At 64.1% G+C, this 26,691-nt stretch carries 24 protein-coding genes, 1 pseudogene and 1 other annotated feature; of the genes and pseudogenes, 5 read left to right on the top strand and 20 right to left on the bottom strand.

Annotated elements, in window-relative coordinates:
* Window positions 1-153: 153 nt before the first annotated feature.
* From EET10_RS28685 to EET10_RS29940, 10 genes and pseudogenes are all read right to left on the bottom strand, one after another.
* Window positions 154-1,415 (bottom strand): IS3 family transposase gene (locus EET10_RS28685; protein ID WP_099187347.1). Its coding sequence is split into 2 segments (ribosomal slippage): window positions 154-1,112 and window positions 1,112-1,415, totalling 1,263 coding nucleotides; the frame shifts between segments, so codons are not numbered across the junction.
* Window positions 985-1,116, bottom strand: a sequence feature (AL1L pseudoknot). It overlaps the preceding gene by 132 nt.
* A 226-nt stretch (window positions 1,416-1,641) precedes the next feature.
* Window positions 1,642-1,794 (bottom strand): annotated as a pseudogene (locus EET10_RS28680) (NrdH-redoxin); the annotation flags it as partial.
* A 640-nt stretch (window positions 1,795-2,434) separates the two neighbouring features.
* Window positions 2,435-3,157, bottom strand: coding sequence for a hypothetical protein (locus tag EET10_RS28675; RefSeq protein WP_051493617.1), 723 nt, complete (start codon window positions 3,155-3,157; stop codon window positions 2,435-2,437).
* An 87-nt stretch (window positions 3,158-3,244) separates the two neighbouring features.
* Window positions 3,245-4,861 (bottom strand): DNA cytosine methyltransferase, encoded by a 1,617-nt coding sequence (locus EET10_RS28670; RefSeq protein WP_225723107.1) that lies wholly within the window; start codon window positions 4,859-4,861, stop codon window positions 3,245-3,247.
* Window positions 4,862-5,004: 143 nt separating this feature from the next.
* A complete protein-coding gene (locus EET10_RS28665) occupies window positions 5,005-6,186 on the bottom strand; it encodes an RNA-guided endonuclease InsQ/TnpB family protein (RefSeq protein ID WP_174719756.1) in 1,182 nt (393 codons plus the stop codon).
* Entirely contained in the window at window positions 6,186-6,593 is a 408-nt protein-coding gene (gene tnpA, locus EET10_RS28660) for an IS200/IS605 family transposase (RefSeq protein ID WP_036395534.1), read from the bottom strand. The genes EET10_RS28665 and tnpA overlap by 1 nt, the downstream gene beginning before the upstream one ends.
* A gap of 312 nt (window positions 6,594-6,905) precedes the next feature.
* A complete protein-coding gene (locus EET10_RS28650; protein WP_036395532.1) occupies window positions 6,906-7,283 on the bottom strand; it encodes a hypothetical protein in 378 nt (125 codons plus the stop codon).
* Between the two features lie 50 nt (window positions 7,284-7,333).
* Window positions 7,334-7,711, bottom strand: a complete 378-nt coding sequence (locus tag EET10_RS28645; RefSeq protein ID WP_225723106.1) for a hypothetical protein — start codon at window positions 7,709-7,711, stop codon at window positions 7,334-7,336.
* Window positions 7,708-7,866, bottom strand: coding sequence for a hypothetical protein (locus EET10_RS31470; RefSeq protein ID WP_225723105.1), 159 nt, complete (start codon window positions 7,864-7,866; stop codon window positions 7,708-7,710). The genes EET10_RS28645 and EET10_RS31470 overlap by 4 nt, the downstream gene beginning before the upstream one ends.
* A 415-nt stretch (window positions 7,867-8,281) precedes the next feature.
* Entirely contained in the window at window positions 8,282-8,470 is a 189-nt protein-coding gene (locus tag EET10_RS29940) for a hypothetical protein (RefSeq protein WP_036395529.1), read from the bottom strand.
* 144 nt (window positions 8,471-8,614) lie between these two features.
* On the opposite strand from EET10_RS29940, the gene EET10_RS28635 reads away from it, so the two are divergent.
* A complete protein-coding gene (locus tag EET10_RS28635; RefSeq protein ID WP_225723104.1) occupies window positions 8,615-8,881 on the top strand; it encodes a helix-turn-helix domain-containing protein in 267 nt (88 codons plus the stop codon).
* An 82-nt stretch (window positions 8,882-8,963) separates the two neighbouring features.
* On the opposite strand, the gene EET10_RS28630 is transcribed toward EET10_RS28635, so the two are convergent.
* Both EET10_RS28630 and EET10_RS28625 read right to left on the bottom strand, forming a co-directional pair.
* Window positions 8,964-9,461 carry a hypothetical protein gene (locus EET10_RS28630; protein WP_036395527.1) on the bottom strand — a complete coding sequence of 166 codons (498 nt, stop codon included), beginning with the start codon at window positions 9,459-9,461 and terminating at the stop codon, window positions 8,964-8,966.
* Window positions 9,445-10,680 (bottom strand): helix-turn-helix domain-containing protein, encoded by a 1,236-nt coding sequence (locus EET10_RS28625; protein ID WP_036395526.1) that lies wholly within the window; start codon window positions 10,678-10,680, stop codon window positions 9,445-9,447. The genes EET10_RS28630 and EET10_RS28625 overlap by 17 nt, the downstream gene beginning before the upstream one ends.
* Window positions 10,681-10,831: 151 nt before the next feature.
* On the opposite strand from EET10_RS28625, the gene EET10_RS28620 reads away from it, so the two are divergent.
* The 4 genes from EET10_RS28620 (at window position 10,832) to EET10_RS28600 (ending at window position 15,701) form a co-directional block, all read left to right on the top strand.
* Entirely contained in the window at window positions 10,832-11,173 is a 342-nt protein-coding gene (locus EET10_RS28620) for an AbrB/MazE/SpoVT family DNA-binding domain-containing protein (protein ID WP_036395524.1), read from the top strand.
* 594 nt (window positions 11,174-11,767) lie between these two features.
* Entirely contained in the window at window positions 11,768-12,571 is an 804-nt protein-coding gene (locus tag EET10_RS28610; protein WP_051493612.1) for a hypothetical protein, read from the top strand.
* A 137-nt stretch (window positions 12,572-12,708) separates the two neighbouring features.
* Complete coding sequence (locus tag EET10_RS28605; protein WP_099187351.1) at window positions 12,709-14,094, top strand: hypothetical protein; 1,386 nt, start codon at window positions 12,709-12,711, stop codon at window positions 14,092-14,094.
* Between the two features lie 95 nt (window positions 14,095-14,189).
* Window positions 14,190-15,701 carry a serine/threonine-protein kinase gene (locus EET10_RS28600; protein WP_225723103.1) on the top strand — a complete coding sequence of 504 codons (1,512 nt, stop codon included), beginning with the start codon at window positions 14,190-14,192 and terminating at the stop codon, window positions 15,699-15,701.
* A gap of 16 nt (window positions 15,702-15,717) precedes the next feature.
* Here EET10_RS28600 and EET10_RS28595 read toward each other — a convergent pair whose 3' ends face one another.
* From EET10_RS28595 to EET10_RS29930, 8 genes are all read right to left on the bottom strand, one after another.
* Complete coding sequence (locus EET10_RS28595; protein ID WP_099187355.1) at window positions 15,718-16,347, bottom strand: hypothetical protein; 630 nt, start codon at window positions 16,345-16,347, stop codon at window positions 15,718-15,720.
* Window positions 16,348-16,865: 518 nt separating this feature from the next.
* A complete protein-coding gene (locus EET10_RS28590; protein WP_167480280.1) occupies window positions 16,866-20,639 on the bottom strand; it encodes a helicase-related protein in 3,774 nt (1,257 codons plus the stop codon).
* The gene (locus tag EET10_RS29935) at window positions 20,542-22,275 is read right to left on the bottom strand and encodes a hypothetical protein (RefSeq protein WP_167480279.1); all 1,734 of its coding nucleotides are present in this window, start codon (window positions 22,273-22,275) and stop codon (window positions 20,542-20,544) included. The genes EET10_RS28590 and EET10_RS29935 overlap by 98 nt, the downstream gene beginning before the upstream one ends.
* A gap of 233 nt (window positions 22,276-22,508) precedes the next feature.
* Window positions 22,509-23,123, bottom strand: coding sequence for a hypothetical protein (locus EET10_RS28585; protein WP_246013760.1), 615 nt, complete (start codon window positions 23,121-23,123; stop codon window positions 22,509-22,511).
* Between the two features lie 195 nt (window positions 23,124-23,318).
* Entirely contained in the window at window positions 23,319-24,095 is a 777-nt protein-coding gene (locus EET10_RS28580; protein WP_136624774.1) for a hypothetical protein, read from the bottom strand.
* A gap of 439 nt (window positions 24,096-24,534) precedes the next feature.
* Window positions 24,535-25,212 carry a hypothetical protein gene (locus EET10_RS28575; RefSeq protein WP_136624773.1) on the bottom strand — a complete coding sequence of 226 codons (678 nt, stop codon included), beginning with the start codon at window positions 25,210-25,212 and terminating at the stop codon, window positions 24,535-24,537.
* Window positions 25,213-25,265: 53 nt separating this feature from the next.
* Window positions 25,266-26,051, bottom strand: coding sequence for a YfbU family protein (locus EET10_RS28570; protein WP_225723100.1), 786 nt, complete (start codon window positions 26,049-26,051; stop codon window positions 25,266-25,268).
* Window positions 26,052-26,169: 118 nt separating this feature from the next.
* A partial coding sequence (locus tag EET10_RS29930; RefSeq protein ID WP_099187367.1) for a hypothetical protein occupies window positions 26,170-26,691 on the bottom strand: 522 nt, incomplete at its 5' end.

Genomic DNA, 26,691 nt, shown 5'->3' with positions numbered 1-26,691 from the left:
CATCAACCCAACTGCGACCAAATGCATCAGGTTCTGGAGTGGGCATCGGGTGATTGTCCCGTATCCGCCTGCTGGCAAACGGTCTGCGTGATCGAACGCTGATGAGGCGCACCAGCGCTCCTTGAATCGCCCTGGTTTTGACGGAGACTCGGGCTATTGGATTCCGATCAGTGGTTGGTCGATCCGTTGTGCATCGTAGAACGCGCCTTCGAACTCGGCTGGCGGTACGTCGTTGAGGTAGCCGTGGAGGCGGCTGGTGTTGTGCCAGTAGACCCAGCCCAGGGTGGCCAGCTCGACGTCCTCGACGGTCCTCCACGGCCCGCTGCGGGCGGGGCCGTAGATCAACTCGGCCTTGTAGTAGCCGTTCACCGTTTCGGCCAGAGCATTATCGAAGCTGTCCCCTATCGACCCGACCGAGGGGACCGCGCCGATCTCGGCGAGCCGCTCACCGTACCGGATGGACGTGAACTGCGATCCGGCATCGGAGTGACATGTCAAGCCCGCCAACAGGTTTCCGCGTGACCAGCGGGCCATCTCCAACGCATCGAGCACCATCGTGGTGCGCATGTGCGGGGCGACTCGCCAGCCGACGATCATCCTGCTGAAGGCATCAATGATGAAGCAGGCGTAGGCCACCCCGGCCCAGGTGGGCACGAACGTCAGATCGGTCACCCAGAGCTGGTTGGGCGCGGTCGCGGTGAACTTCCGCCCGACCAGATCGGGGTGTCGCGCCGCGGCCGGGTCCGGTGTGGTGGTGCGTACGCGTTTGCCGCGCCGCGCCCCCGCGATGCCGGCGGCCCGCATCAGCCGCGCCACCTGATCCCGGCCGACGTCGTGGCCCGCCCGACGGGCGGTTTTCCACAGCTTGCGGACCCCGTATACCCGGTAGTTGTCCTCCCAGAGCTGTACCAGGACCGGCCCAAGCTCTGCGTCGCGTTGGGCGCGCGCCGAGGGGGCGCGGGACTTGGTGTCGTAGTAGGTACTCGGGGCCATCGACACCCCTGCAGATCGCAGGACGGTGCAGATGGGCTCGACCCCGAACTCCTCGCGGTGGGCGTCGATGAAATCGACTATTTCTTGTGTTGGCGGTCGAGCTCCGCCCCGAAGAAACTGGCGGCTCGCTTAAGAATCTCGTTGGCGCGCTTGAGTTCTCGGTTCTCCTGTTCGAGCTCCTTGATCCGGGCAGACTCCGCGCTGGACACCCCCGGAGCGTACCCGTCATCGATGTCGGCCTGACGCGCCCAGGAGCGCACCGACTCCACGCCGTAGCCGAGCTGGCGGGCCACCCGTGACACCGTGCCCTGCTCGGTGCCCAACTCGGCGCGCAGGGCTCGGACCATCCGCACCGCGGCGGCCTTCTCCTCCGGGCTGTAGCGACGCGCTGTGGACTTCCCGGCAGATTGTTCCTTCGGCATACCTGCATCCTCGTTTCCAAGGTCAGGAGCCTCCGGGATTTCCAGGGCGATTCAATCCGCTAAACCCGTCCAACTTCGTGACAGTGCTTGAGAGTGGCGCTGCACGTTTGGCGCGTGCACGTCCCGTCGACCCGACTCTCAGTGACGAGCACGAGGTCGACGACTATCAAACCGGCGTTCAACCGGGCCGATTCATTGAGACACTATCGAACCATCAAGAGAAGGTGTAGCCCAGGCTCATCACAAAGTCCCGAGCGTCGGAATCTTCGGTGATGTCGACCAGGCGGTAACCGAGGACGCCAGCCGTGTCGAGCGCCTTCTTGGTGGCAGTGCACTGCACGCAGGCAGGCTTTGTGTAGACCGTAACCGTGGTGTCCATAATCGCCTCCGGATTTCTCTAGCAAATTATTTGTGCTACGTCAATTGTAATACAATAGGCCCGACAATGCAAGCAATAGAGGTGCATTAATTCAGGCCGTTTCGGCCATTGTCTGACCAATTTATTTGTAATTCCAGCACGACGACGGGCACCATATAAAAGCACAACTTGGGGAATGCCTTTCCGTCTTCCTTGCCTCTTTTGAACGTGCAGACTGCGTGACGTGACGGGCGCCGACCAAGGCGGGCTGGTGGCGCGTCGACGACCTTGGCGAGACCGGGGTCCGGGCTGCAAGAAAGTCCATCCGAGCAGCACATAGGCTGTCCCGGCTGAGTGGCGTTGACTGTGCGTGCGCGCCGGGTGGCGCGGCGCTAGATCGCACCCCCTGGAAGGCCGCCGTCGCCTGAAACCGTTGGGCGCCCGTCAGTGGCCCGCGCGGGCGCGCCGCCGCTCCATACAGACGACTTTGATCCCTCCTAGCTGATAAGAGCTAAAAAGGTTGTAAAGGGCACCGAGACCGAATCTTCAATGTATTTCGGTACGGACCGATTACCACTGCAATACCGGCCTCAAATGCACGCTTAATGCGGTTCCTCGCAAACCCTGCTAACGCGCCCTTAGCGATCATGCACGCCTGGTCTCAATCGTCGGGGGAGTCTTGGCCTTCTCGACGGTCTGCGCAGCTGCCGCAATACCCATTCCACCCATCGGCGGCGTCGGTGTCGACGGGTTCGTCGTCGATCCGGGTGACGCGGCCGCAGTCGCGGCAGGTCTCGACCTCGGGTTCGTCTTCGCCGTCGTCCTGCGGTTCTGCTGGGGCCGTGGCGGTGCAGTGTGGAGCCCGTGCCATCGCGGCAAAGCGGTCGGCGGTGGCAATGGTGTCGTTGATGAGATCGAGGGCGGTGTCGATGATCTCGCCGAGGGCTGCGCTGGGTTCGGCGTTGGTGGGCGCGAAGGTCTTGGCCGGCCACTGGACATAGGCCGATGGTGTGGTCGCGACCGCAGTGCCGTCGGCGGCGGTCACGTGCACGGAGAGCACAACATCGACGCCGACGCAGTCTCCGTCGCCGTCGTAAGCCACCTCAGCGTCCAGGACGGCGTGGGACACGCGGGCGGTGGGCTGCAGTCCGTGGACCTCCAGCCAGGGCACCGGGGTCATGCCTTGGAAGACCGTGATCATCAGCCAGTGCAGGCTGGACTCGACGTCGCTGCTCTGCGGTGCGTGCAACGCGTCGATGGCTTCGGTGATGTCGGTGGTGTCGGTCAGCGTCGGCCACCAGCGTTGGAATGCCGCCGCGTTGCGGGTGAAGCGCAGCGGTGCGTAACTGCCGGGGCGGGAGGGGGTTTCGGTTGTCAGGCTCATGGCGGGGGTCCTTGTCGTGAGGGGTGTGAAGTTCGGTGGTGGCAGTGGTGGGTGGGCCGGTGTGTCAGCCCACCCACCACCGTGCGATCAGGCAGCGAGGTCGCGGTGCAGGGCGGCGCGCAAGCGCAGGCCGATCCATTCGCCGACAGCTGGGGAGACGGCGTTGCCGTAGCCGTCGACCTGGTTGCGGGCGCTGCCCCAGACGATGAACGTGCCGGTGTGGTCGGCGAAGTCGACGTCAAAGCCGCATCCGCGCCCGATTTCGGAGGGCTTCATCATCCGGAAGTAGCAGTCTTCAAGGGTCAGCTCGGACAGTGCGGCGCGCCACTGCGCGCTCAGCAGCGCGGTGGTGTCTTTGGCGGTGAGGGTGCCCAAGGGCTCGGTGAGTGGGTGTGGGGCGGTTTCGGTTCCGGTGCTGCCGTTCTGCTTGTACCAGCCCGAGAACAGAACTCCTTGGGTGACGGCCGATCCGACAACTGTTCCCAGCGGCTTGTCCACGGAGTAGCTGCGGTACTTCGCCTCGTCTATCGCCCCGTTGTTCTTGATCATCCCAGCGGCGGTGAGGACGCCGGGGATTTGCTCAGCGGTCACGGTGGGCATTGCCTCGGCGTGGCTGGTCGGCACGGTGTTGCGGCGGAAGGGGATCACTCCGCCGGAGAACAGGCCAAGGGTTTCTGAACCGAGTTGGGTGGGCAGGGGTTCAGCGGCGCTGCGGGGGCTGCCTTGATAGTTGGCGACGGCGAGCAGGACAGCCTTCTCATGGGTGCTGGTGACGGTGTCCATGGGCAGGGTGAGGTGCTTGCCGTCGCCGTTGTGGCGGTGCGCGGCGATCGTCTGGCCGGTGAGCGCGACCGGCGGGGTGAGCATGCCGGTGGTGTTGGTGGCGGTCTGCGCCCACAGCGGCTGGCTCAGATCCCCTCTGCGGCAGTCTGATCCGGGCCGCTCGTAGGTGTTTCCGGCGGCGGCGAGCAGTGCGCCGGTGGACGGCAGTGCGGTCTCCTGCTGGCTGGTCTGGGTGGCCATCGGTTGCCATGGTTGGCGCTCGGAGCCGTAGACCGATTTGGCCGGCATCAGGACGGCGGGAAAGTCGGCGAAGCGCTGGCGGCACCGCTCGGCGCGCGCCATGGTCGCTGGTGCCAGGGGCTTGGCGCGGTCGCCGATGCGGGTTCCCAGGTCGGTGAGGTCCAGAGCTGCCAGGGACGGCGTGGTGCGCGGGACGACCACGGCGCGGCAGGAGGGGCAGCGGTAGTCGTATTGCTTGCCGTAGCGCACCGAGCCAGTCGGGGGGACTCCGGTGCGCCAGGTCCAGACGGCCTGCACCAGCGAGTCGCAGTGGCCACACCAGGCGGCTGGGCGGTGATCGAGGTCGGGGGTCGGCAGGTGACGGTCCCAGAAGGCGATGTAGAGGCGGTCGCGGGACTGGGGGACGCCGAAGAACATCGAGTTGAGGTAGAGCACGCGGTGCTTGTAGCCCAGGAGGTCGAATTGCTTAAGCCACCAGCGGTAGGTGGACCCGTCGCCCACCTTGCGCTTGCCCGGGATGGCCGGTCCCCAGGAGGTCAGTTCGGTGGTGCACTCGATGAGGATCAGGCGGGGGTGGTGCTGGGCGACGTAGTGCAGCACGCAGTTTGCGGTGGCGCGGTCGCGCTCGGAGCGGGTCACGCTGGCCTCGAAGTCGGGGTCTTCCAGGTCGAACAGAGACAAGCCCTGCTCGTAGGCCTTCTTGGTGTTGGCCTGAGAGTGGTTGACGCGTAGACATCCTCGGCAGCGGCGCGCTCGGTCGGCGTGAGGCGTGAGGTCGTTCTCAAAGAGTGACTTCTCCGGCCGCTGGAAGCGACCGGCTTCTTTTACGCTGCGGTTGCGGCGTGTAGGGCCAGTCCAGCCCTGAGGATGTTGCGTGCGGCGTGTTGGTCTGCTGGTGCGGTGTGGGCGCACCGTTGACAGACGAATTCCCCTTGGCTGACGCGATTCTCGGGTGCTGCGTGGCCGCAGCACTCACACCCGTCGGAGGTGTGCCGGGGGTTGACCTCGATCCAGGTGCGCCCAGCGTCTTCCGCTTTGGCGCGCAGTATCGAGACGAACTGACCCCAGCCAGCGTCACTAATGCTTCTGTTGAGCCCGGACTTCGCCCGGGCACCATTCGGCAGAAACTGCCCCGACCGCTGTGGGTCAGGTTTGGGTTTCGCCCGGCGAACCATGTTCGCGATCGTGAGATCCTCCACCACCAACAGGTCATAGGCGGCCACCAGGCCGCGGGCCTGCTTGTGGTGAAAGTCCTTACGCCGGTTGGCGATCTTACGATGCCGCGCGGCCACCGTCTCCCGGCGCGCGATCCGGTTGTTGGAGCCGCGTTGGGCCCGCTGTAGCCGCTGCTGAGCCGCCTCCAACCGAGCCGCCTCCTGCCGTGCCCAGCGTGGGTTGGCGACCTCGGTACCGTCGGAACACGTCGCGTAGGTCACCACCCCGACATCGACACCGGCCTGCCGGCCGGTCGCCGGCAACGGACTGGTGGGCACGTCGTCACACGAGAGCACCAGCATCCACCTACGGCCTTGGCGTTTGATCTGGATCGTCTTCACCCGTCCTTGCACCGGGCGATGCACCGTCGCCTTCACCTGCCCGATGCCTTGCAGGTACACGCGGTTGTGGTCGGGGAGCCAGCGCGCTCCGTCACCGTCTTTGGGCCACTCCACGCTGTCGAAGCGGGCCTTACCTTTGAACCGCGGATAGCCCGGTGTGTCACCGCGTTTGACGCGGCGGAAGAATCCGTCGAACGCCTTGGTCAACCGGCGCAGCGTGGCCTGCTGACTGGAGAACGACCACACCGCCTGGTCCGGGCGCACACTGCGGATCTCGGTCAGCTGCGCCGACTGGCCTCCGTAATAGATCCGGGTCGTGCTATGTGACCAGGCGTCCCGGCGTTCCTGCAGTGCCGCGTTATACAACTCGCGGTGGGATTCGACGCACGCCGCCAGGGCGACGTGCTGGCGTGCTGTCGGGCGTAACCGGAACACATACGCGCGCCGCATCAGGCCACCGCGTCCCATTGGTGCTCGATGTAGCGGCGCACCGTCGACTCTGAGACGTACCCGACCGAGGCCGCGAAATACGACGGCGACCACAGCACCTTCGCGAACCGCCGCAGATACGGAAACTCTGCGCGCAGCACACGGGCGGTGCGGCCCTTGAACGCACGCACCACCGCAGCCGGCGCGTCGGCCGGCCCGACCCGGACGAACAGGTGCACGTGATCGGGCATCACTTCCTTGGCCACGATCTGCCAGCCATGCTCGTCGGCGATCTGCTCCAACAACTCGGTACAGCGGACCGCTACGCCGCCACCCAGCACCCGGCGCCGGTACTTCGGGCACCACACCAGATGCAGCCCCAGCGAGCACACCCCACCCGGAGTGCGACGGAACCGCTGACCTGACATGACCCGAACGTTACGCAACGACACCGACAGAACTCACGATCACACGCTGGTCACCAAGCCCGATTCCCCCGACGGCTCAAGCCGCCGGTCCCCTCGGGCCGCACTGATGGGGCGTTGAGGATTGCGGCGGCCGCGTAGGCGGCTGCGTCGAGGCGATGTTCAAGCTCGGCTTCGGGAATCTGCCATTGCAGCTGTGCGCCAATGCCGTTCTTGCAGCGCAAGGTTGATATCGGGGGGTCGATCGTCTCAATGAGGGCCACGGTTTACCTTCCAAGACCTGGCGGATCGTCGGGGTGGGCGTGTCGCTCGGCTTCAGCCGAAGCGGAGTAAGTCGGTGATGCGTAGTTGGAGGTAGGTCGTCTCGACAGGGCCGAGCTGGGCGACCTCGCTGGATGCGCGGATGCGCGCCACGACGGCGGGGGGCAGTTCCTCGAACGTGGTGACCTGGGCTATCTTTCTGGCCGCGATCAGGTCGGCGAGGTAGTGGTGTGCTTGGCGGGCTAGGTGGTCGATGCGAAGCCAGAACTCGATGGGATACCCGGTCACCGAGGGCAGCGCGTCGTGGCTGACGTCGGCGACCTTGACGTAGATGGCGCCGTCGCTGACATAGCGCACACGCGCGACGGGGCTGCGGTCATCACGGGCCGTCGCGGTAAACGGTGACACGCTGGCTACGTAGGTGGTGGTCATGAACGAAATCCTTTGCGTGGTAGATGGATCAGGTGTTGGGGTCTTACGGGTCACAGCGCAGCGAACAGCTCCAGTTGCCCGACCGGCTCGCGGTGCAGGTCGAGCGCGCGCCACAGGACCTCGTCCAGGGCGTAGTCGATCCGCCGAACGGTGGCGTAGTGGGCGTCATCTTCGTCATCGGTCGGGTGGTAGCGCTGGCATGGGCCGCTGTGGGCGTTGGGAGCGGTCTGGGACCACGGGCAGTGACACCAACCCGCGGTGCGGTTCACCTCAGCTCGGGCCTCGGCGCGTAGTGCAACCAGCTCGGCCCGGACGCTCTCGCGCAAGCTGCGGGCGTAGGCGTTGATCTGAGCCTTGGTGATGACCACCCGGCTCTCACATCGGCCGGGAGCGTGGACCTTACCGTTGCGGGTCTCCCAGCCAGTCATCCACTCCGGGCCTCCTTCTGGGCCAGTGAACCCACAGGCCCCCCCATGGACCGCATCAGGTGGTCGGTTCCAGCGGTGTCGATCAGGCAGTCACGGATCTGCCAGCCGCCCATGAAGTAGAGCAGCCAGCGCTGGTCGGTGGTGAGGTCGCTCAACGTGTTCCCCTGACGCCGTGGTGTTGTCTATAGTCTACACCAATGTGTAGACTATAGACAACAGGCGGCGGAACGCGACAGGACCGTAATAAGTTTCCCCACAACGGATTACACGGCTTGGTCGTCATGTCCTTCGGCTGGGGCTCGACAGCACGGCGCTCCTGATGCGCCGGATCACCGAACCGGTCGTGCGTGACTTCGGCCTCGCCGATCTCGCCCTGGTCGTGGCAATGACGGGTCATGAGAGCGCGGCCACAGCGGTACCGCCACGGGATTGGCTTCGAAGCCAACGAGGTGGCGCGGTCCAATAAGGACCGCTTGCACGCCCTCTTCGAGAAGCGTCTGGGCACTGGCGGTTGGTCGCTGTACGAAGTTCGGCGGGTGGTGCGCCCTGGCAGAGACGGCAAGGCCGGCATCACCGCCCGGTCGCTACGGGTGGGTGCTGGCCACCGATGGCCGCACCATCATCGCCGAGCTCCTCACCCGACAGCCCGGTGTCCCCGTGCGCGGCGGGGACGGCATCCTCCGACACGTACTGCGTGACCGCGTGAACGGCGGCGTCGACCACCTGGCCGTCACGCCGGGGCCAGTTCAAGTTTGACATTGCGAACGCGGCACCAGCCGGGGCGGAATCCAAGCAGCGCAGTGGGTTTGAGCAGTGGTGGCAGGAGGCGACCGGCGATGGCCTGTTCTGAGCGATACGCCCCTGTAGACTATGCGCAACACGCGTAGAGAGTGGGACCGCACGGTGACGATCGACGAGAACGCGATTCAGATGCGGCTGGGCGCGAACATCAAGGCGTGCCGTGAAAAGCTCGGCCTGGCTCAAACCACACTCGGCGAGCGCAGCGGTATCCACCGCACCTACATCAACCAGCTTGAGAACGGCCACAAGAACTTGACCGTCGTCGTGCTCTCGCGCCTGGCCGACGCACTGGGCACCACTCCGTCAGCCCTCACCAAGGGCATCCTCAACGAGGAACCCCAGGACAGCGACACCGACGCGACCGGCTGACGCACCCCCACTCGCCGGTGTCGCCCTGTCGCGCTGAGAACCCAGGGACCCCAGTAAGCGGATCGCGGCTGGCTCCCGTGGGTCAGAGGGTGTCCTCGCGGGCCTGCCGCCCCTCCGACGCCAGGGCGTCGAGGTAGGCGTCGTGGTACCGCGTGATGGCGATCCGCTCGGTGGTGAACTGCTCCAGCACACCGGTGATGAGCGGTTGACCGCGCAGCGTTGACGCCATGCGGTCATAGGGCCAGTGTCCGAAGCTCATGAGGTCGATGCCGAGGGTCTGTTGCGGGTATTCGCGGGCCTCGGTAATGTCGTTGCGCACTGCCTCGAGTTCGTTCTCTAGACGGCGCAGAGCCGATGCCGCGCGCCGCAGGTGTCGATCACGCTGTTCCCTCAGCAGCTTCACACACTCGGTCCACGTTGGAATCGCGCTCCGAGGAAAATACACATGCCCGGCCTTCCCCCGGACGACCTGGGGCAGTAGACCATCGGCTGCCATCATCTTGAGAACGTCGATGGGCATGCCACACAGCTCGGAGGCCTCCGACACCTTGGCCAGGTCGGACTCACTCACCGTCGTCACCGGTTTCCTTTAACCCGCCCGCCGTCTTGAGAATGTCTGGGGCGAGCCGGTCCAGAGGGCCACCCGGCAACATCGATGGTGTTGGCGTTTCGGCGATGGCCCTGTCGATGGCACTCTCGATGACGTTGCGAGGGAGAGGCTGCGGTGCGTGGGCGTCAAATGCCCCGGGTTCGCGATCCTCGGGGGCAAGAGTGACAGAAACGGTGACGGGCACGGTTAGCTCAAGCTCCGCGATGTTGTCCTTGATCGCCTGGGTGAGCCGAGCCGCGTAGTCGGAGTATTCGCGTCGCTGTAGCGCGTCGACTGCGTCGACTTGCGCTGAGATCGCTTGCACGGCTTGCTCATAGGCGATTTCTCCGGGGGTGGGGTCGCGGTGGAAGCGGGCTTCTTCGGTCAGTGTGGTTAGCAGAGCGAGGTCGTCCGGGTCGCCTGTCCAGTGCAGGTAGGTGATGTGGAGGTATCCGTCGTCAGTCACCTCGACCCAAGGCTTGTTGGCTAGGCGTGGGTCGTCAGGGGAGAAGGGGCCCGGCGGCAGATCGGTCGGGTGGGGGACCGTTTCGGCGCGCGCGTCAACCTCATTCGCCGCGTCGGCGTAGAGATCGTCGCTGGGGTCGTTGAGGTGATCGAGGATGCTTTCCACCCAGAGGTCGACGACGACGGGTTCGGTGCGGTGGCGCAGCAAGTCCTTGTCGTTGAAAACGGTGGAATTGAGGGTCTGACGCACCATTTCGGCTTCCCAGGAGCCGGCGCGACCGGCTAGCGCGGCCTCGACGCCGCCGACGTTGGCGGCAGCGCCGGCCAGCGCAAGGGTGACGAACTCCGCCCAGTCGATCGGCAGTGCCGCGCGGGGATCTGGGTTGGGTTCCCACCCGCCCGAACTAGCTTGGCGTATAGGCTGATTGGTTAACCGGGTAGCTTCGGTGAGGACGGCGATGGCGTCCTGGAGGACCTCCGTGTAGGGCCGCGGTTGCGCGGGATGCTCGACGGTGAGATAGCCGGTGTCAAACAGAGCGGCCGAGAGGACGTCGCGGTACGCGCGTCCGGTAACCCGGGCAACCGCAGCGAGATTGTCGCGTTCCGGCAGCCTGCGGACACCGTTGGTTCGCCATTTACGCAGATTCTCCCGCGTGACGCCGATCCGGCGAGCAAGCTCGGCCTCGCTGACCCCGTGGGAGTTCCTGTAGCGGTCGATCAGCTCGACGAGGCGAGGGGTTGCCATGCCGGCAAGTATTCTGCGACGATGCGATGGTGTCAACTCTCAGTATACGCTAGTGCAAACTGTCAGTTGACATAATCACTATTATCGGCAGTATTACTGCAAAACAGCAATACGTCTTTGCCGTATTGACGTAATCGTGCATACTTGAGATATGACATTTCATGGGTTCGTGGCGGTCCAGGCCCGAGGCGTCGTGGCGCTACCGGCGGACGTTCGGCGCCGACTGCATCTCGATGAGTCCGGCGCTCAGGTCGAGATCACCGAACGTGAAGACGGTGTCTTAGAGCTTCGGCCAGCCCTCCCGGTCCCCGCTGATCAGCGCTGGTTCTGGCAGGATCGCTGGCAGCAACGCGAAAAGGAAGTCGACGAGCACGTCGCGGCCGGACGTGTCACTGTTCACGACGGCAGCGAATCCTTTATGGCGCACCTGGATCAGCTCGACGACGAGGCCAGGTCAGACGACGCGGCGGCCGAGGTCTCGCCGTCGCCGTGAAGTTCGAAACCACCCCGGCGTTCGACGGCGACGTGCGCCGGCTCAAGCCCGAGCACCGCGCTGCTTTTTTGAACGTAGTAAAGACGAAGTTCATAGCTGCATGCGACGCCTACGCCGCAAATCCGGCGACGCCCTGGCCGCGAGCACTTCGCGTGAAGACAGTGCAGAGCGCTCCCGGCGTCCTGGAGATGACATGGTCATTTTCCAGCCCAGACGGTCGCGCGACATTCGAGTTCGTCACCGTCGATGGCGAATTGCGGTGCCGATGGCGGCGCGTCGGGGATCACGACGTGTTCAAGTCGCCATAGGTTGAAATAGCGAAAGGAATATGTCACGTGACAAAATGACATGCGGTGCAACCGGTTTTGACGAGCAGCTTTGGGCTGGATCGTGATCGGCCGACCCTCGCCAAGAAATACGTCTCGGAGTGGGGGCCCCAGGACCGGCGTCTCAACAACCGCCGCGGGCCGCCTCGCCGAGCGTCGTGCGCAGCGCCTGCAAACCCTCCCTGGTCATCGCGCGTTTCGCGAACTCGTCGCGGCGGGTAAGTGGTGGTGCGGGATCTAGTCGGCGCTGAGGTCGTAACGTGGGAATGTGCACGATGACAATCACCGCGCCATGACGCAAGCCCAGGACGCAATCAGGCTCGCCCCATCGGATGCCTTGCGGCGAGAACCGACTATCACTAGCACCGACCTGACCGCATTCCTTTACGACTACGTCCCCGACGGCGCCGATGTCACACACACGGTCGGTAGCGCCACGCTTGAGTTCGGCGCTGCGCGAATGCATTACGAGAGTGCGGACACTTGGTCCACACTCTCGGCGTGCAAGGAGTGGCGCGCCGAGCTTCGCCTGTCACACCTTGATGCCCGCGGCAATGCCCGCGAGGTCGTCGTCGGTACCGTACAGTTCCTCATTCTGCGCGCCGGGTACGAAGGCCCCCGGGAGGTGCTGCCGCTCTACGGGCCGCGCGCGGAAGTCTTCACTGAGCTTTTCGACCACGAGTGGCTCACTCCAGAGCTGGACGAAGACGACGACTTCACCGCAGGAATGCCGATTAGCACGGTGCTGTTGGTGCTGGATGCGACCATGGATACCCGTCTGCCGGGCGAGTCGCTGATGAGACCGTGGGCAATCGCTGAGACGATCCACACGATGTTACCCACGACCAGCGGGCTCGTTGTCATGCCAGCACTGGCTGCGACCGCCAAGTCGACCCGTCGACTCCTCTGCAGCGAGGACATCGACCCAGACTGGGTCCGCGTCGGATGCAGGCCATTGCCAGGACATCCCCGCTTCTACGGCCAGGCGACGGCCTACGTCCACCTCGACGACGCGCGGAGCGCCTTGGCTCATGTCCGGGACAGCACAGTCCAAATCCGATTGCAGGAGTAGTTCGTTGCAGTAGTCCCGGCTTCGGGGGGAACCGCCGAGGTAGGCCGGACCGGTATTTGCACTTCCTCACCGAACCGCCCACCAAAACATCAAAAACATGTTGCATGTTAGGGAATGTTAGTTGCAAGATAGGGGGCATGGCTTCCGGAACACCGAACACACCGGCCTTCGCGGGTTTCTTGAAGGACACGCGGGAGTATTTCCATTTCAGCCAACAAAGCGTCGCCGACGCGGGCGGCCCTCACCGCCAGCTGCAGGCCGCACTGGAAAAGGGCGACGAGCCCGAAGTTAGCTCCGCTGTGTTGTTCATGTTCGATCATGCCTATGGCTGGCCAACGGGATATACGCAGGCGGTGGCCGAACTTGGGGTTTATCAGCAGACGTTTGAACAACCACAGGCCTTGGCCGGCGACGAGCACGACCGTAGGGCTCTACTGGACTATTTCGGCCAACCGGAGCACGTCGTTGGTTCTGCGACAAAGACATTCGCCGCGCTGTACCGGCACGCCGAACGCGACTCGCAGATAGGGGCAGCGTATCTGGGTTTCTTTCCTGACACAGGAAAGCCGTGCTACCTCGAGGGGCCGGTTTTGACGAATCTGGGCTTCGACGTGCTGTACCCAATGGTGCTGGCCCGCCACGGCGTCACGACAATCGACTCCGAAGTCGCAGACGACGAGACCCTGTGCAAGCTGCGGAATCTGGCCTTGGGACACATGGCTGAGGGACTCGGGCAGAACAAGGTGGAGTGGTTTCGGATCGGCACTAACCGTCCAGAGTTGGCGTCTGCGTCCCCAATCGCCATCGACCCGCTTCTTGGGATCACCACTCTCAGCGATGCCAAACGCCTGGCAGCCGAGTTGCTGCAGATACGCCCGCACGTTCCCACAACACCCTTGCAGGCTGGCTATACATTTCTTGCCGTTGTCGCCTTTGGTGAAGATACTTTCGCCACCTTGACCGAGCTGAAACGTCAAGGTACTGACCCCTACGCACGGGATTTCGACGCCCGGTTCACGGCGTTTTGGCAAAAGTTCTACGACCCCAAAGCTGGGCCCGACGTTGCCGAGCCCGACCGGTTTGCCTGCGATCTTCTTAGCGGTGTCATGTTCGGCCGCAGCAACGGGATGGAGATGAGCATCTGTGACTACAGCGGACAACAGTACCCAAGGTACGAAATCGCCCGCACTGTCAGCCAAGCGTCACTGATGGCTGCGGACCGACCGCCGGCGATCGTCGTCTACGACGGGCAATGCGTGCCAGAGCTACCCACAGTTCAGTCCTTGCAATGGCCGACAAGGGCACTCACCTTCTATAACGTCGATCTCGACTCGACCGGAGTTCTTCACCCGGCGCTTGGACGGTATCCGTACATGCGGGTAGGGATTACTTCTGCCGATGATCGAGCGGTCCTCGCTCACCGCGACCCCGATATCCTAGGAACGCTTACGAATTACATTGGCAGGCAAGCTATTTACTGCAGCTCCAATCGAGCACAGCGGGTGTGGATCCCCGGGCGTTAAAGGTAGTCAGTAGGGGTAGCGGGCTTTGAGCGAGGCGGCCACGGATTCCGTACAGTTCGCGTTCGATGGTAGAAACGCCGGTGGGAGGTTTGCAGGTGAGCGAGCCTGAGTCGGTGCCCGACCAGCCCGATGAGATTGCCGGCTACCGTATCGACCGCGTCTTGGGTCGCGGCGGTATGAGCCTGGTGTACCTGGGGTGGCACTCCGTCTTGGGCCAGTGGGCGGCGCTCAAAGTGCTACCCCTGGAACTGGCTGGCAATCCCGAAATCCGCGCTCGCTTCGAGCGGGAGGGTCAGACCACCGCTCGGCTGGCACACCCGAACGTCGTGGCGATCTACGCTCGCGGCGAAACCCAGGACGGTCAGTTGTGGATCGCGATGCAGTACGTCGAGGGCACCACTGCCGAGGCCGCATTGCAGGCCGGTTCGATGACCCCTGTGCGTGCACTACGGGTGGTCAACGAGGTGGCCGAGGTACTGGACTACGCCCACAGGTGCGGGATCGTTCATCAGGACGTCAAGCCGTCGAACATCCTGCTGGGTGGGCGCCCGGATGGGCGGGAACGGGTCGTCCTCGCCGACTTTGGCGCAGCCGAGGTCGTATCGGCGACATCGGAGCGCGAGCCTGGAGGCGCTCTCGTTGCTAGTTTCGCCTACACCGCACCGGAGGTGATCACCGGCGAGACCGCCATCGACGGGCGCGCTGATGTGTATTCGCTTGGGTGCACGTTCTTTCGACTCCTGACCGGCTCAGTCCCGTTCCCTGGGTACTCCACTGCCGCGGCCATGGCCCACGCGCATGTGGAGCAAGCCGCTCCAAAGCTCTCAGCGCTCCTGCCCTGGGCTCCCCCGGCGCTCGACGAGGTCATGTCCAAGGCGCTCGCTAAACGTCCCGCGGATCGTTACACCACGGCCGGCGAGTTTGCCGCTGCGGCCACGCACGCCTTGAGCCCCTCCCCCCGTCCTTCACCGACCACCCCCCTGCCGCCGCGTGTATCAGTGACGCCGGTCCCGTCGAGCAGGCCAGCCCACCACCCTGGGTCCAAGCGGTCGATGGTCCTGCTGGGCGGTGCCGCGGTGGCAGTCCTCGTTACGGTGGTGCTGGCCTGGCTGGCGCCTTCCGGCCACGACGACCGCACGGTGAGGGCCAGCCCTCCCCCGACGACCCACACGTCAGCACCTTCACCACGAAAGATTTTGCTGCCCAATGGGTATCCGCCTGGCGCGTGCAACTCACAGGCTCCCACGAACCCAAGCGCAGAGGTCATCATGAGTTGCGGACCCAATCAAGATCCCGGTGGCCCGATCTCGGGGACCTACTCGTTGGCACGCGACACACAATCACTGCAGGACGCATTGGCACATGTCATCGCAACCGCAACAACTGTGGTGTGCCCAGGCAACATGCAGTCCCCTGGACCCTGGCGGCACCTCGCCGACCCGGCGACACCCAAAGGCACACTTTTCTGTGGCATCGCCACCGACGGACGACCACTGATCGCCTGGACCTTCGACCCCGACCGGTTTTTGGCCGTCGTGGAATCAGCACCGACCCCCGACGGGGCAGCGCTCAACAACCTCTACGCGTGGTGGGCGTCGCACTCTTAAGCTGGCGCGGCCGGTCTCATCTAACAGCGCCGATCGCTGGCCGCGACGTCAGCGTGGACACCCCGGACCCGCCCGAGAGCAACGGATGCAGACGGATGTCGTTGACCCAGGCCGACCCGTGTAGCGCTTGGGCGGACCACAGTGCGATCGCCACAGTGGCCGGGCCCGCCAGCTGCAGCGGCACGCAGCGCTCACCGTAGGCGAAGGTCACTGTGCGCGAATGCAAGTCGGGATAGAACTCGGTGACGTAGCCGAACCAGAAGTCGGTGAACGTCCCGTCTGAGCGACTGCACATCAGCCGCTCATCGGTGACGATGACAGTGCACGGGCGCTGTTCGCGCCATTGTGGGACTTCATCACGCTGGGCCTGCTTACGGCGTCGACTATTGGCAACCCCTTGCGCCGCCAGCATTCCGGCCATCAGCAAGGGGCTGCCCATGACAAAGGTCGAGGACCGCTGGTAGCTTCCATCTCCGGCAACAAGTCGACTGGAGATCGCCGTGGTGCATAACCGGGCATCCTCGTCGTCGTTCAAGATCGGGCCGTACACGGCGATCGACGGGGCCGGCGCGCCCGAGGTCAACGCGGCCGCGCACCCCCGGGCATACTCCCACCAGGGATCGCGGACAACGATTTCTGTGCTCATCTGATCACCCCATCCCAGCCGTCGACCTGAATAGCGGGAAGCGTAGCTCCCGGGTGTGACAAGCCGTGGTGGCGTCACGGGCAGCGTCCACGTTTCGCGGGAGATTGCTCGATGAACATCGGAAGGCAGGGGGGGAACCGTCCGGCCCGTGACGCCGATTCCAACGGTAACACCGCGGCGCGACACTTCCTGGGGATGTCGACGCCGGTCCGCTCATGGGGCGACCTGAACAGTCGCTTCGCGTAGCGCAGTGTTCACGCGTAGGCTCCTCGCTCGCCCCCGCGCCAGGGTGGTGTCGCCATGGTGGGCTCGAACGACTTCGGCGCCGACTCACCTATACCCCTCTCCCCCAATATAGTTCGATGCGTACGGCAGACCGAGGCGTCGGCGTCCATACTGTCATCTTTGATCGTACACTCATTGCAGATTCGCATGTTCATCGATTGCGTTATATGCCTGTTTATCGGTGAAGCAGGTGGCTGCGCGCAAGGGATGCGGCAACCCGTCCCGGTTTTGCTTCACAGGCTCCGGTCGTCGTCATCGTTGCTGCGCTGGCGGTCCTGCTCGTGATCTGTAGCTTCACGCTGTGTTCGGTATTCGGATGCGCGGTGTCGTTCGACGAGGCGCTGGGCGGCGCGGTAACTCTCGGCATCGACGAGACCGGCGTCGGCGATCAGCGCGGGAGTGGGATTGATGTCCAGCGTCCATCCTGGTTGGCGGCCCGCTTCGAGCATGCGTTCGCGGGCTGCCGCTGAGGCCGCTTGGGCGGCCTCGCTTTGCGCTTCCAAACGGAGCTGGGCGCTGAGGGTCTCGAGTTCGAGGCGTTTGGCGGCTAGCTCGTCGGCGTGCTCGAAGTCCCCGAGGCTGGTGCTGTCGTAGTCGTCGAGCTCGTTTTGTAGGGTCGCGGCGCGACGCTCGAGTCGAGTGTTGAAGTGCGGAATATCCTTATAGGTGTTCTCCATTCGCTGTAAGAGCCCGCGCGCCTTGGTGATGTGGTTGGTTCCGGCGGCTCTGGGCAAAGTGGCGAACAGGTCGGCCTCCTCGATACCCACGGTGGTCGACGGCACATCTAGAGTAAGTTGCAGTTCGCCTTTGAGGTGGCTTCGTCGCGCGGTGATGCTGATTCCGTTGAGGGTGGCGTCCAGGGGTCGGGTGCTAAAACTGGACTTGTCCCTGAGCGCGGCGTAGGCGTCGCGGCAGGCCGCAGCGAACGGGATGGCTGCTTCACTACGTTCGGCATAGGATCGGCCGCCGACGACGACAGTGGGCGCTTGGTCTGCGTGGGCGGCGATCTTCTCGAGCACGGGTTCAAGAATGTCGAGTTCTTCTCGGGCCCGTGTGAGTTCGCGTTCGGTGTCTCGGCGTTGATGTCGGCGGCGGGCTGCGGCATCGCGGTGGGCGGATTCGAGCGCGGAGAGCCGTTTGACGTCCTCGGCGAGTTGGACTTGCTTGATGTAGCGGGGGTCTCCGGTGGCGATGGCTTTAGTTTCGGCCGCGGCACCGGAAATATCTCCTCCCCCGAGGTCCTCGATTTCGTCGATGTCGACTTCGCCGCGTTTGATCTGTTCGATGAAGCGGGCCTTGGCTTCAACTTTCTGCCACATCACCGTGTCGTAGGACCCTTCGGTGACGTAGTTGACGATGTCGACCTCGGGGTTTTGGTTGCCTTGTCGAATGATTCGGCCCTCGCGTTGTTCGAGGTCGGCCGGCCGCCAGGGAACATCGACGTGATGGAGGGCTCGCAGCCTGGTTTGAACGTTGGTGCCGGTGCCCATTTTCTCGGTGGACCCGATCAGCACCGAGATCTCGCCTGTCCGGCATCGCTGGGCCAAGTTGAGCTTGTCGGCCGGTTTGACCGCGTCGTGGATGAACGCGATGGATTCTCTGGGCATGCCGCGGGCGACGAGCTCGTCGCGAATCGCGGCGTAGATGGTGAACTGGCGAGGGTCCTTCGACGGTGTGCCGCGGTCGCAGAACACGATCTGGAAGGCCCCTCGGATCGGCATCTCTTGCCCGGTTTCGGGGTCGCGGTAGATGTTGTCGATGTTGGCGCGGTGCAACGCCATGATGTCGTCGGCGACTTCGGTGGCGCGCGAGATCGCCGGCGGGTCCAGGTTGGCCAGGCGTGGGTCCAAGGACACGTTACGGCCGTCGTTGGCGATCTTGAGCTGGTTGTCCTTGTCGGGACGCTTGGGGTCGAGGTGATCGAGACGCCAGCCCAAGTCGGTGATGAAGTCCTTGACTTCCTGGGAAGGGGTGATGCTCACAACCCGTCGGCGGTCTCCGGCCAGGTGTGGTAGTTCAACGGGGACTTGGTCGCGGGTGACGACGTCAGTGAAGATTGACGACAGGGCCAGCAGTTCGGGGAGGTTGCAGAATTTTCCGACCCTGGTCACCGTCCGCAGGCTGGTGCCAGTGGCGTTGACTTCCACGCTGCTAACCGGGGCGGTGAAGGTCGCACCCCAGTCGTTGATGTCGGCGACACCGGCGGCGGCCAGCAGATCCGGGCGCAGGTAGTTTTGCATGACCCAGAGTTCGCCGAGGGAGTTGGCCACGGGGGTGCCGGTGGCGAAGGTGGTGACGCGCTCGACAACCTGGTCGGGGCGCAGGCCGGCGGCGCGGCCCTCGTCGTGGCGGCGAAGTCGAAGTACTTCCAGTTTCATGGCGAGGTCTTCGGCGCGCTGCGCGGCCGCCGGGCATGACAGTTCCTCGATATTGCTCAGGCGCCCTTTGTTTTTGTACATATGGGCTTCGTCGATAAAAAGGTAGTCGCCACCGGTTTCTTCGAACTTCAGGCCGGTGTCTTTCCGCTCCTGCTTGGTCAGGTCGCTCAGGCGCGTCGCGAGCCGCTTCTTCTGCTGTTCGACGCGCTTCTTGCTGACTGAGGTCTCGGCGCGTTCGGCGTAATTCTCTAGCTCGTCGAGCTGGCGTTGCACGTAGTCGACTTGGGTGTCTTCACTAACGCCGATCGCAGTAAACAGGCTTTGGGGCATGATGACCATGTCCCAGTCGGTGGTGGCTGACTGGGCGACAAAGCGCCGGCGCCCGTCGGGGTCGGTGCCGGCGGTGCCGAGAAGAATGCGAGCTGCCGGGTACCACTGGGCGGCTTCGCGGCCTACTTGTTCCACGATATGGTTGGGAACCACGATCCATGGCTGCTTGCACAGGCCCAAACGCTTGAGTTCCATCGCACCCATCAGCATGGACCCCGTCTTCCCAGCACCGACCGTATGATCAAGCAGCACAGTGGGTTCGGCAATGATGCGGGCGACGGCGTCTCGTTGATAGTAGTGCGGTTCGAACCGGTCCGATAGACCCGGCAGGGTGAGTTTGTTGCCCCGATGTTTCGGGGCAACAAGGCTGTTGAAACGCTTGTTGAACTCGGCGACCAGTTCCTCGCGACGCTGCTCGTCATCAAAGATCCACTTCTGGAACTCGTCGGTGATCTTGGCGGCTTTAGCTTGGGCAGCGAACGTCGCTTCGAAATCGATGCTGGGGCCACCGGTTTCAGCCACCTCCTCAGCGGGGCGGTGGACGGTGATCGCTTTAGAGTTACACAGCGCATCGAGCAGCTCGATCGCGTCTTTATGGGCGGTACCCCACGTCTCGGTCATCAAGACCGATTCACGTTGGTAGCGTGCGCATTCCACCGACCAGGTGCCCCCGACGTGGTCGGCGACCACAGTGGGGGCGCTGAAGGTTTCGCGGGCGAACTGGGCGACGTATTTGGCGTCGATCCACGGTGCGCCCGGGCGAGTCTTGATCTGGGAGGCTTCTTTGTCGCGCGGAACCACCTCCCGCAGCGCGCTGACGTAATCCTGGTAGGCCGGATCACGCTGGGCCGCGGCAATGGCGGCAGCCAGCTTCTCGCGGACGTTGCCCGACAGCGCGGTCGCTGCCGGGACTAGCTCGTCGGGATCATCCAGCGACGGGTAGGCCAGTCCACGGAGTTGTTCTGCGGCGACGGCCTGATCAGTGCCCAATAGATTTGCGATGTAGGCGATGTCGATGCGCTGGTGCTGGTCGATGCTGATGGCGAGAGCATCTTCGATGGTGGCGGCGGTGTCCGGGACGGCACGGACATTGAGGACGTCAACGGAGAAAATCGGAGCTTTGAGTGCCTCGCCGGTTTGTTCGTCGAAGATCTCCAGGGCCGCGACGTTGGCCCACCGGGGATCGTATTTCATGCCGCCATCAAGATGGGGGCGCCGCTTGTAGGGGCTGGCGGGCTCCCACGCTTTCTGCGACCAGTCCTCCAGCAGGTGCTCGGGAACGGGACCGCGGTAGGGCACCCCTTCGGCACCACGGGCTTTGCGCCACGATTCTTCGACCTTGGCGACTTTTGCGGTCGTGAGCCTCCTGGGTCGGGGGCGCAGGATAAATCCATTTGAAGCGGTTGATCGGGCCGTGTTTGGCGACATAAGAGTCGTAGAGCTTGTTGAGGTGCGCGCGCAGCTGCTCGCGCACCTCAAGGGGCTGATCGTCACGTTGGGAGGCGATGACCGCGGTCGCAGCGTCGCGCAGTTCGATCAACGAACGGGTCTCGCGCAGACGGCTTTTCGGGGTGCGTTGTTCTTCCCAACTGTGGCCACTCCAACGTTGGATGCTGTCGGTGGGTGGGTAGTAGCGCAGTGTGTCCATGGGTGGCTGGTCAACGCGTTCGGCAGCGGTGAACAAGCCGGCGTCAAAGACGCTGTCATCGACCTCGATGAGGGAGTCCGCGGTGGCGGTCAGCCCCTTATCGTGAGTTAGGGCGTATTCGACGATGTCGGACAGGCGCTGACGTACCTGCTGCGCCAGGGCTTCACGGGTGGGCTGCTCCCCCACGACTTTGAGGGTGGGCGAGCCGTGGATCCCTTGGCCGAGGGCGTAGGCGCCCAGGACGTGGTCGGGATGGTTGAGGAAGTACTCATTGACGTGGAAGGCGTCGTCGGCCTTCTGGGCGCCAAAGACGTTGCGGTCGACGAGGTGGGCGATGTCTTCGAAGGGAATATCTTCGGTGTCGATCCAGCGGGTCAGGTCGTCCTCGGCGGCTTGACCGGTGTCTTTGCGGCGTAAGACCAGGATATCGGTGACGACTTCGGTGCCGGCCACACGCTTGAAGGCGCTCGACGGTAGGCGTAGCGCGCCGATGAGGTCGGCTTTGGCGGCCATGGCGCGTCGCGCCCGGGAATCCACGCTGTCGAGGGTGTAGCGGCTAGTCAAGACGGTGACGTAGCCGCCGGGGGCGGTGAGGCTGATTGCCTTGTTGATGAAGTGGTTGTGGATGCTGAATCGGCCCGGATTGTGGGCGGGGTCGACCAGGGTGAAGTTGCCGAACGGGACGTTGCCGATCGTGGCGACGAATGATTCGGCCGGGACGCGGGTGGTTTCGAAGCCTTCGGCGCGGATCTGCGCGTGTGGGTAGAGGGCGGCGGCGATGGCGGCGGTGACGGTGTCATTGTCGACGCCGACCATGACCGCGCCCTTGGGGGCGAGGCCGATGAATGTTCCTGCCCCGCAGCCCGGTTCGAGGACTCGTCCATCGTGCATCCCGGCCTGGCGCAGCGCATCCCACATGGCCGCGGCGATGAGCGGGTCGGTGTAGTGGGCGTTGAGGATGCTCGCCTCGGCGGCGCGGTAAGCATCGGGGCCCAGCGTTTGGCGCAGCTGTTCGCGCTCGGTGGCGTAGGTGTCGTTGCGGCGATCGAAGAGCTCGGCGCAGGCGCCCCATCCTGACCAGGTCGCGAGCACCTCCTTCTCGGCGGTGGTGACGGGGCGTCCGTCCTCACGGTTGAGCCGCTCGAGGACGTCGATGGCAGCGAGGTTGGCGTGGATGCGCGCTTTGGTCCCCGAGGGCACCCGGATTTCGGTGCTGAGCGTAAACGGTTGCGCCGGGTCCTCGACGTGAACAGCGGGGATCTCCGGCGCTGGCGGTTGTGATGGCACCAGCTCTGCGGTAGGTGCTTGCTGCGAGCTGGGGATGTCGGTAGACGCGCCGGTCCTGGTCGCGGCCACAGCCGCCGTGGTCGGCACTGGTGGCACATCGGTGGCCGACGGCGGCGCAGCGGGAGTCGCCGGTGGTCGCGCCGCTGGCAGCGGTGTGCCGCCGGGATCGATCGTGGCGGGGTCTGTGGGTTGGTCGAAGTCCTCGAACAGCGACAGCTGGGGCTCGGGCTCAGTTACTCCACGGGGTAACCGTCGGCCCGAAGATCCTCGTACACCAGGGGCGCCAGGTCGGTGGCCAGGGGATGCTGAGGACCGTCCGGAACCGGGAGTTCGTCCTCCAGGCGGGCGCTGAGGAGGTAGGCCGCCTTGATGCGGAACATCACCGAAAACTGCGGGGCGGGCCACACCATCTCGGTCAGCGCTTCGATCCGCTCCCCCGGCTCGCTGCGATACCGCGCGTCGTTCCACCGCTGATTCCACGGCACCTGACTGGGCGGCAGCGGCTGATGCAGAGGCGGGTCGAAGTCCACCGTCTGTTCCGGGGGCTCCGGAATCTGATCGTAGAGTTCCTGGCGCACGACCGCCTCGCGGGCGTTCTGCAACGCTGTCTGGCGTAACTTCACGGTCGTTTGATAGTCCGGATGCTGGCCGTGGCGTGCGGTCCATTCCTGAATCGACGACGCCGCCAGGTCGTCGGCCATCTGCGCTGCCAACCGGTCCAGTCGGGCGGTCTCCTCGCGCAGAAACCGATTCTTGTGCTGCGGTGTCCAGTCCTGAGGTAGCTCCAGCCACTGGCGGTACACCTCGTTGACCGCCTGGCCCATCCACTCGGTCACTGGTGTCGTCAATCTCCTCGAAGCTGAACAAATCTCGCTGTTGGTCGCCGTTTTGGCGGGCCATAGTGTTCTCCCGATGCCGCTAGTCATGAGTACATCTCCTGATCTGCGGCATCGGCGGAAATAGCCGTGCCCGTGCCCGGTGAGCGGGCCGGCAGGACTGCCCTGCTGGCTGGCCACCTGAATGCCCTGCGTAGGGCGCCGACGTCATGTTGACGCCGGGAAATTTGCGCGGTGTTGCGGCGGGGTCAAGTCTTCGATGACCAGATGCGCCTGTGCCAGCGCCTGATCGATATCCCGCGCCTGCTGGTTGAGGGTCTCTTGCTGGCGTTCGATGCGGGTCTTGAGCAACTTGAGCCGGTCCACGATCGAATGGATCGGGACTATCGCGGGGTGCGGTTTCACCTCGATACGCCGATTCACGGGCTTGCCGCCTTTAAGCGCAGCCAACGCCGAGCCGGGCTCCCACATCAGGTGGGTGTCGATGCGCTCCAGCGTTTCGGCGTTGGGGCTGTACCCACGCTTACCCATCGTTGCCAGGGTCGTACGTCCCGGGCCGCCGACAGCGGCCAGGCGGCTTTTGCTCATCTGCAACTCCAGGAGCCGCTTCTCGATCCACATGCGCAGATTGTCGTAATCGTCCTCGGCGTCGCGGTTAACGACAGGCCCTTGCCGCTTGCCGACGCTTGCCTCACGTGTCTTGGGTTCCGAGCCGTACATCGTGGCGTGCGCAGAACCGGGTAGCCAGGACAGAAGTTCATCGAGTTTGGACAACGTGCTGCGGCCGGGGATCCGGTCATCTTTACCGAGGAGGTTCAGCGTCGACCTCGACACCAAGCCGAGCTTGCTCGCTTCCAACTGGCTCATCCCTAGCTCGGCGAGCCGCACATTCATGTACTTGGCCAGGCGCTTCACGTCAGGCTCCACAGTGCTGCTGGCAAGCATCTCAACGTGGCTTTCCGACAGCCCGGTCTCGGCCATCACGTAAGCAATGGGATGGCCGTCGCTGAGCAAGGACCGCGCCAAGTCGGCGGCGGCGTCCTCGTCTAACGGCGCGGCGGTGATGATGACCCTCCTGATGTGCCCGTGGTCAAGACCCCGATGCTGGAATCGTACATCTCCCAGTATGACACCGGTAGAACAACAGCGGCATCAGCGCAACACAGGCATGTTTACGTCATTTAAGCAACTGTTTTAGGCGAAAGCCTCATAAATCTCACAGCAGCGCACCCACGATCTGACCTTCGTTGATTAGACGTGCTCGGGCGAAACCTTCGGGGTGCTGTGACAGCGCTAACCCTGGACGTTCGTGTGCCGCAGGTGGCATACTTTCGTCAGGAGCAAGGTACGGATTCTGCGGTTTCGGCCCCACGATCTGTCTGACCCCGGTTGGTGGCTACGGCGCGCCGGGGTTGCTCTGCTTTTAGGGGCAGTTCAGCACCCGAGTGATGTGTTCGATCGGTTCCAGCAGATCCTTCTCCTGGTGAGTGATGCTGCGCCGGACCGCGGAGGACACCAGATCCGGAAGCCAGAGCAACTTTTCGTCCCGCGGAGAAGCCTGCTTCAGTTGGCACTGACGGCAGATCACCTTTTCCGCCCGCAAGTCCTTGACGATCTTGGCATCGAAACTGCGCTCATGTTGCGTCTCACGCTGCTCAAGCACCATCAGGTGAACTTCGCCGACCAACGGCTGCGTCCCGGTGCACAGGCTCGCGGCGAGCTGCCCGAAGCACGCACGGCGCGCAGCGTCTCCGCCGTCATCGCCCAGGGGCATTCGGCAGGACACGATGCACACTTCGGTGCCGTTCTCCTCACCCAGGTACTGCGCCACCTCTACTGCCTGCCGGCGCCCGTCCTCGGTGAGAAGACTGTCCGTCGTGTGCCAGAACCGGTCACCCACGACGTCGACGAGGCCGTCGCGTAGCGGCTCCAGTTGGTCGCGATGGGCGACCACGGCCGACATCAGGTAGAAGGTCCGCCGGTTGGCTCCCAGCTCAAAGCTTTCGTCGAGGAATGCGACATAGCCGCCGCGTGCACGCCGGTACGCATCGGCCAGCAGGGTCACGGCGCCGCTCTGCTGCACCCACGCTTTACTGGCCACTTAGACACCGTATTTCGACGCGGGGACGGTTCGGCCCGGCCAGCCCGACTGAGCTACCCACGGTGTGACGGGTGGACTCGGGCGGCGGCAATCTGTTCCAACTCCTCGGTGGACAGCAAGTAGTCGTCCCGGCGGGACCCTCGGCCGCGGGCGTCCTTGATGCGGCGGTACTCAGCGAGCATGCGCATGTAGGCGCCGAGTGTCCGGTGGTGGGAGTTGCCACCACCGTTGCGTTCCAGCTGAGGTCGCAGTTCGGTCCATCGATCGTCAGTCATCAAAAACTCGACATAAGTGGCCATGTGGCTTTCGAGCTTGTCCTGGTAGTCGAAACCCTGGAATTCCAGCTCGTACTCCAGGTCTTCGCTGACCGGCGTTCCCTTCTTCGCCAGCCTCGCGATGCTGTAGGTGATCACGCGGAACATGTCGAGGATGTCGAGGACGCGGTCGCAGTCGAGCTTGGACAACTCGGTCCGGAACCCAGCGACTTCCCTCCAGTACTCCCCGGTGAAGCCTTTCTCGATCACCTCTGCACGCTGAAGCTGATACGCCTCGTCCCCGTCTTCGCCGTTGGCATCTTCAGGCAGCACACGCGCCAGGATGCGGTGCAGCAACGACAGCACTTGCCGGTCGGCGATCCGCATGGTCTCCGGCGCCGGCTCACCGTCGTAGTCGTCCGATGGCCGGTAGTCGGGGGGAACGATCACCTCCAGGAGGCGATCGCGGACGTATTCGCTCAGCGTGAGCCCCTCGGCGTCAGCCAGATTCTTGAGCTGGTCGCGGATCCGATCCTCGACGCGGATGTTGATGACGGCCACACGGCGCTCCTGTCTGTATGACACCACTATAACATATGTCATACACGAACACGCGCGTCGTGGAACCGGACGGCTTTCAAATGCTCCGGTAAACCGCACACCGCCTCACATCTACCCGTAGAACGGTAGAACGGTAGAACGGTTAAAGGCGGATTCTGCCCTGGTTCGAGGTCTCCGGCGCGGCCTCTCGGATGGCCGCAACGACTTCCTCCGGGGTCATGTGCCGAGCCAGGTACTGCACCGCGTAGCGGATGACCGCGCTAGCCGAGGTGACCTTCGGCTTGCCATATCGGCCAGCCTCGATCGTGCGGCGAATGAAGCGATCCTCGTCCATTTCGAGGTACGCCGTAGTCGGGATCAGCTCAGAACTCACCGCACGATCTGCTGCCGGACGTTTCTGTTGCTGACGCCGGACCGGGGCCGCCGCCGTACGCGCCGGCCCCGCGGGAGCAGCGGGCACCGGCGAGTCCGCAGCTGGCGCAGCTCCGACCGCCTCGGGTGCGGGTGTGGGTGAGTCTTCGACCTCCGCGGCGGCCTCAGGTGCCCACGGAAGCTTGACCGGAGTCGACCGAGCGGGGTGCAGCGGCGGGGGCATCTCATTGCCAACCCGGGAACCCTTCTTCTTGTCGCGGGCCGCCTTCATCATGTCCAGTCCACTGGTCAT

This window comes from Mycobacterium pseudokansasii, from assembly GCF_900566075.1.
In the GTDB taxonomy this organism is placed as follows: Bacteria; Actinomycetota; Actinomycetes; order Mycobacteriales; family Mycobacteriaceae; genus Mycobacterium; species Mycobacterium pseudokansasii.
This window is presented reverse-complemented; position numbering and strand designations above follow the sequence as displayed.

What these genes read in the sequence shown, in the direction of transcription:
- EET10_RS28675 (WP_051493617.1), bottom strand. Translation starts at nt 3,157, where the DNA reads ATGAGCCTGACAACCGAAACCCCCTCCCGCCCCGGCAGTTACGCACCG.
- EET10_RS28665 (WP_174719756.1), bottom strand. Translation starts at nt 6,186, where the DNA reads ATGCGGCGCGCGTATGTGTTCCGGTTACGCCCGACAGCACGCCAGCAC.
- tnpA (WP_036395534.1), bottom strand. Translation starts at nt 6,593, where the DNA reads ATGTCAGGTCAGCGGTTCCGTCGCACTCCGGGTGGGGTGTGCTCGCTG.
- EET10_RS28650 (WP_036395532.1), bottom strand. Translation starts at nt 7,283, where the DNA reads ATGACCACCACCTACGTAGCCAGCGTGTCACCGTTTACCGCGACGGCC.
- EET10_RS28645 (WP_225723106.1), bottom strand. Translation starts at nt 7,711, where the DNA reads ATGACTGGCTGGGAGACCCGCAACGGTAAGGTCCACGCTCCCGGCCGA.
- EET10_RS29940 (WP_036395529.1), bottom strand. Translation starts at nt 8,470, where the DNA reads ATGTCAAACTTGAACTGGCCCCGGCGTGACGGCCAGGTGGTCGACGCC.
- EET10_RS28625 (WP_036395526.1), bottom strand. Translation starts at nt 10,680, where the DNA reads ATGGCAACCCCTCGCCTCGTCGAGCTGATCGACCGCTACAGGAACTCC.
- EET10_RS28620 (WP_036395524.1), top strand. Translation starts at nt 10,832, where the DNA reads ATGACATTTCATGGGTTCGTGGCGGTCCAGGCCCGAGGCGTCGTGGCG.
- EET10_RS28605 (WP_099187351.1), top strand. Translation starts at nt 12,709, where the DNA reads ATGGCTTCCGGAACACCGAACACACCGGCCTTCGCGGGTTTCTTGAAG.
- EET10_RS28595 (WP_099187355.1), bottom strand. Translation starts at nt 16,347, where the DNA reads ATGAGCACAGAAATCGTTGTCCGCGATCCCTGGTGGGAGTATGCCCGG.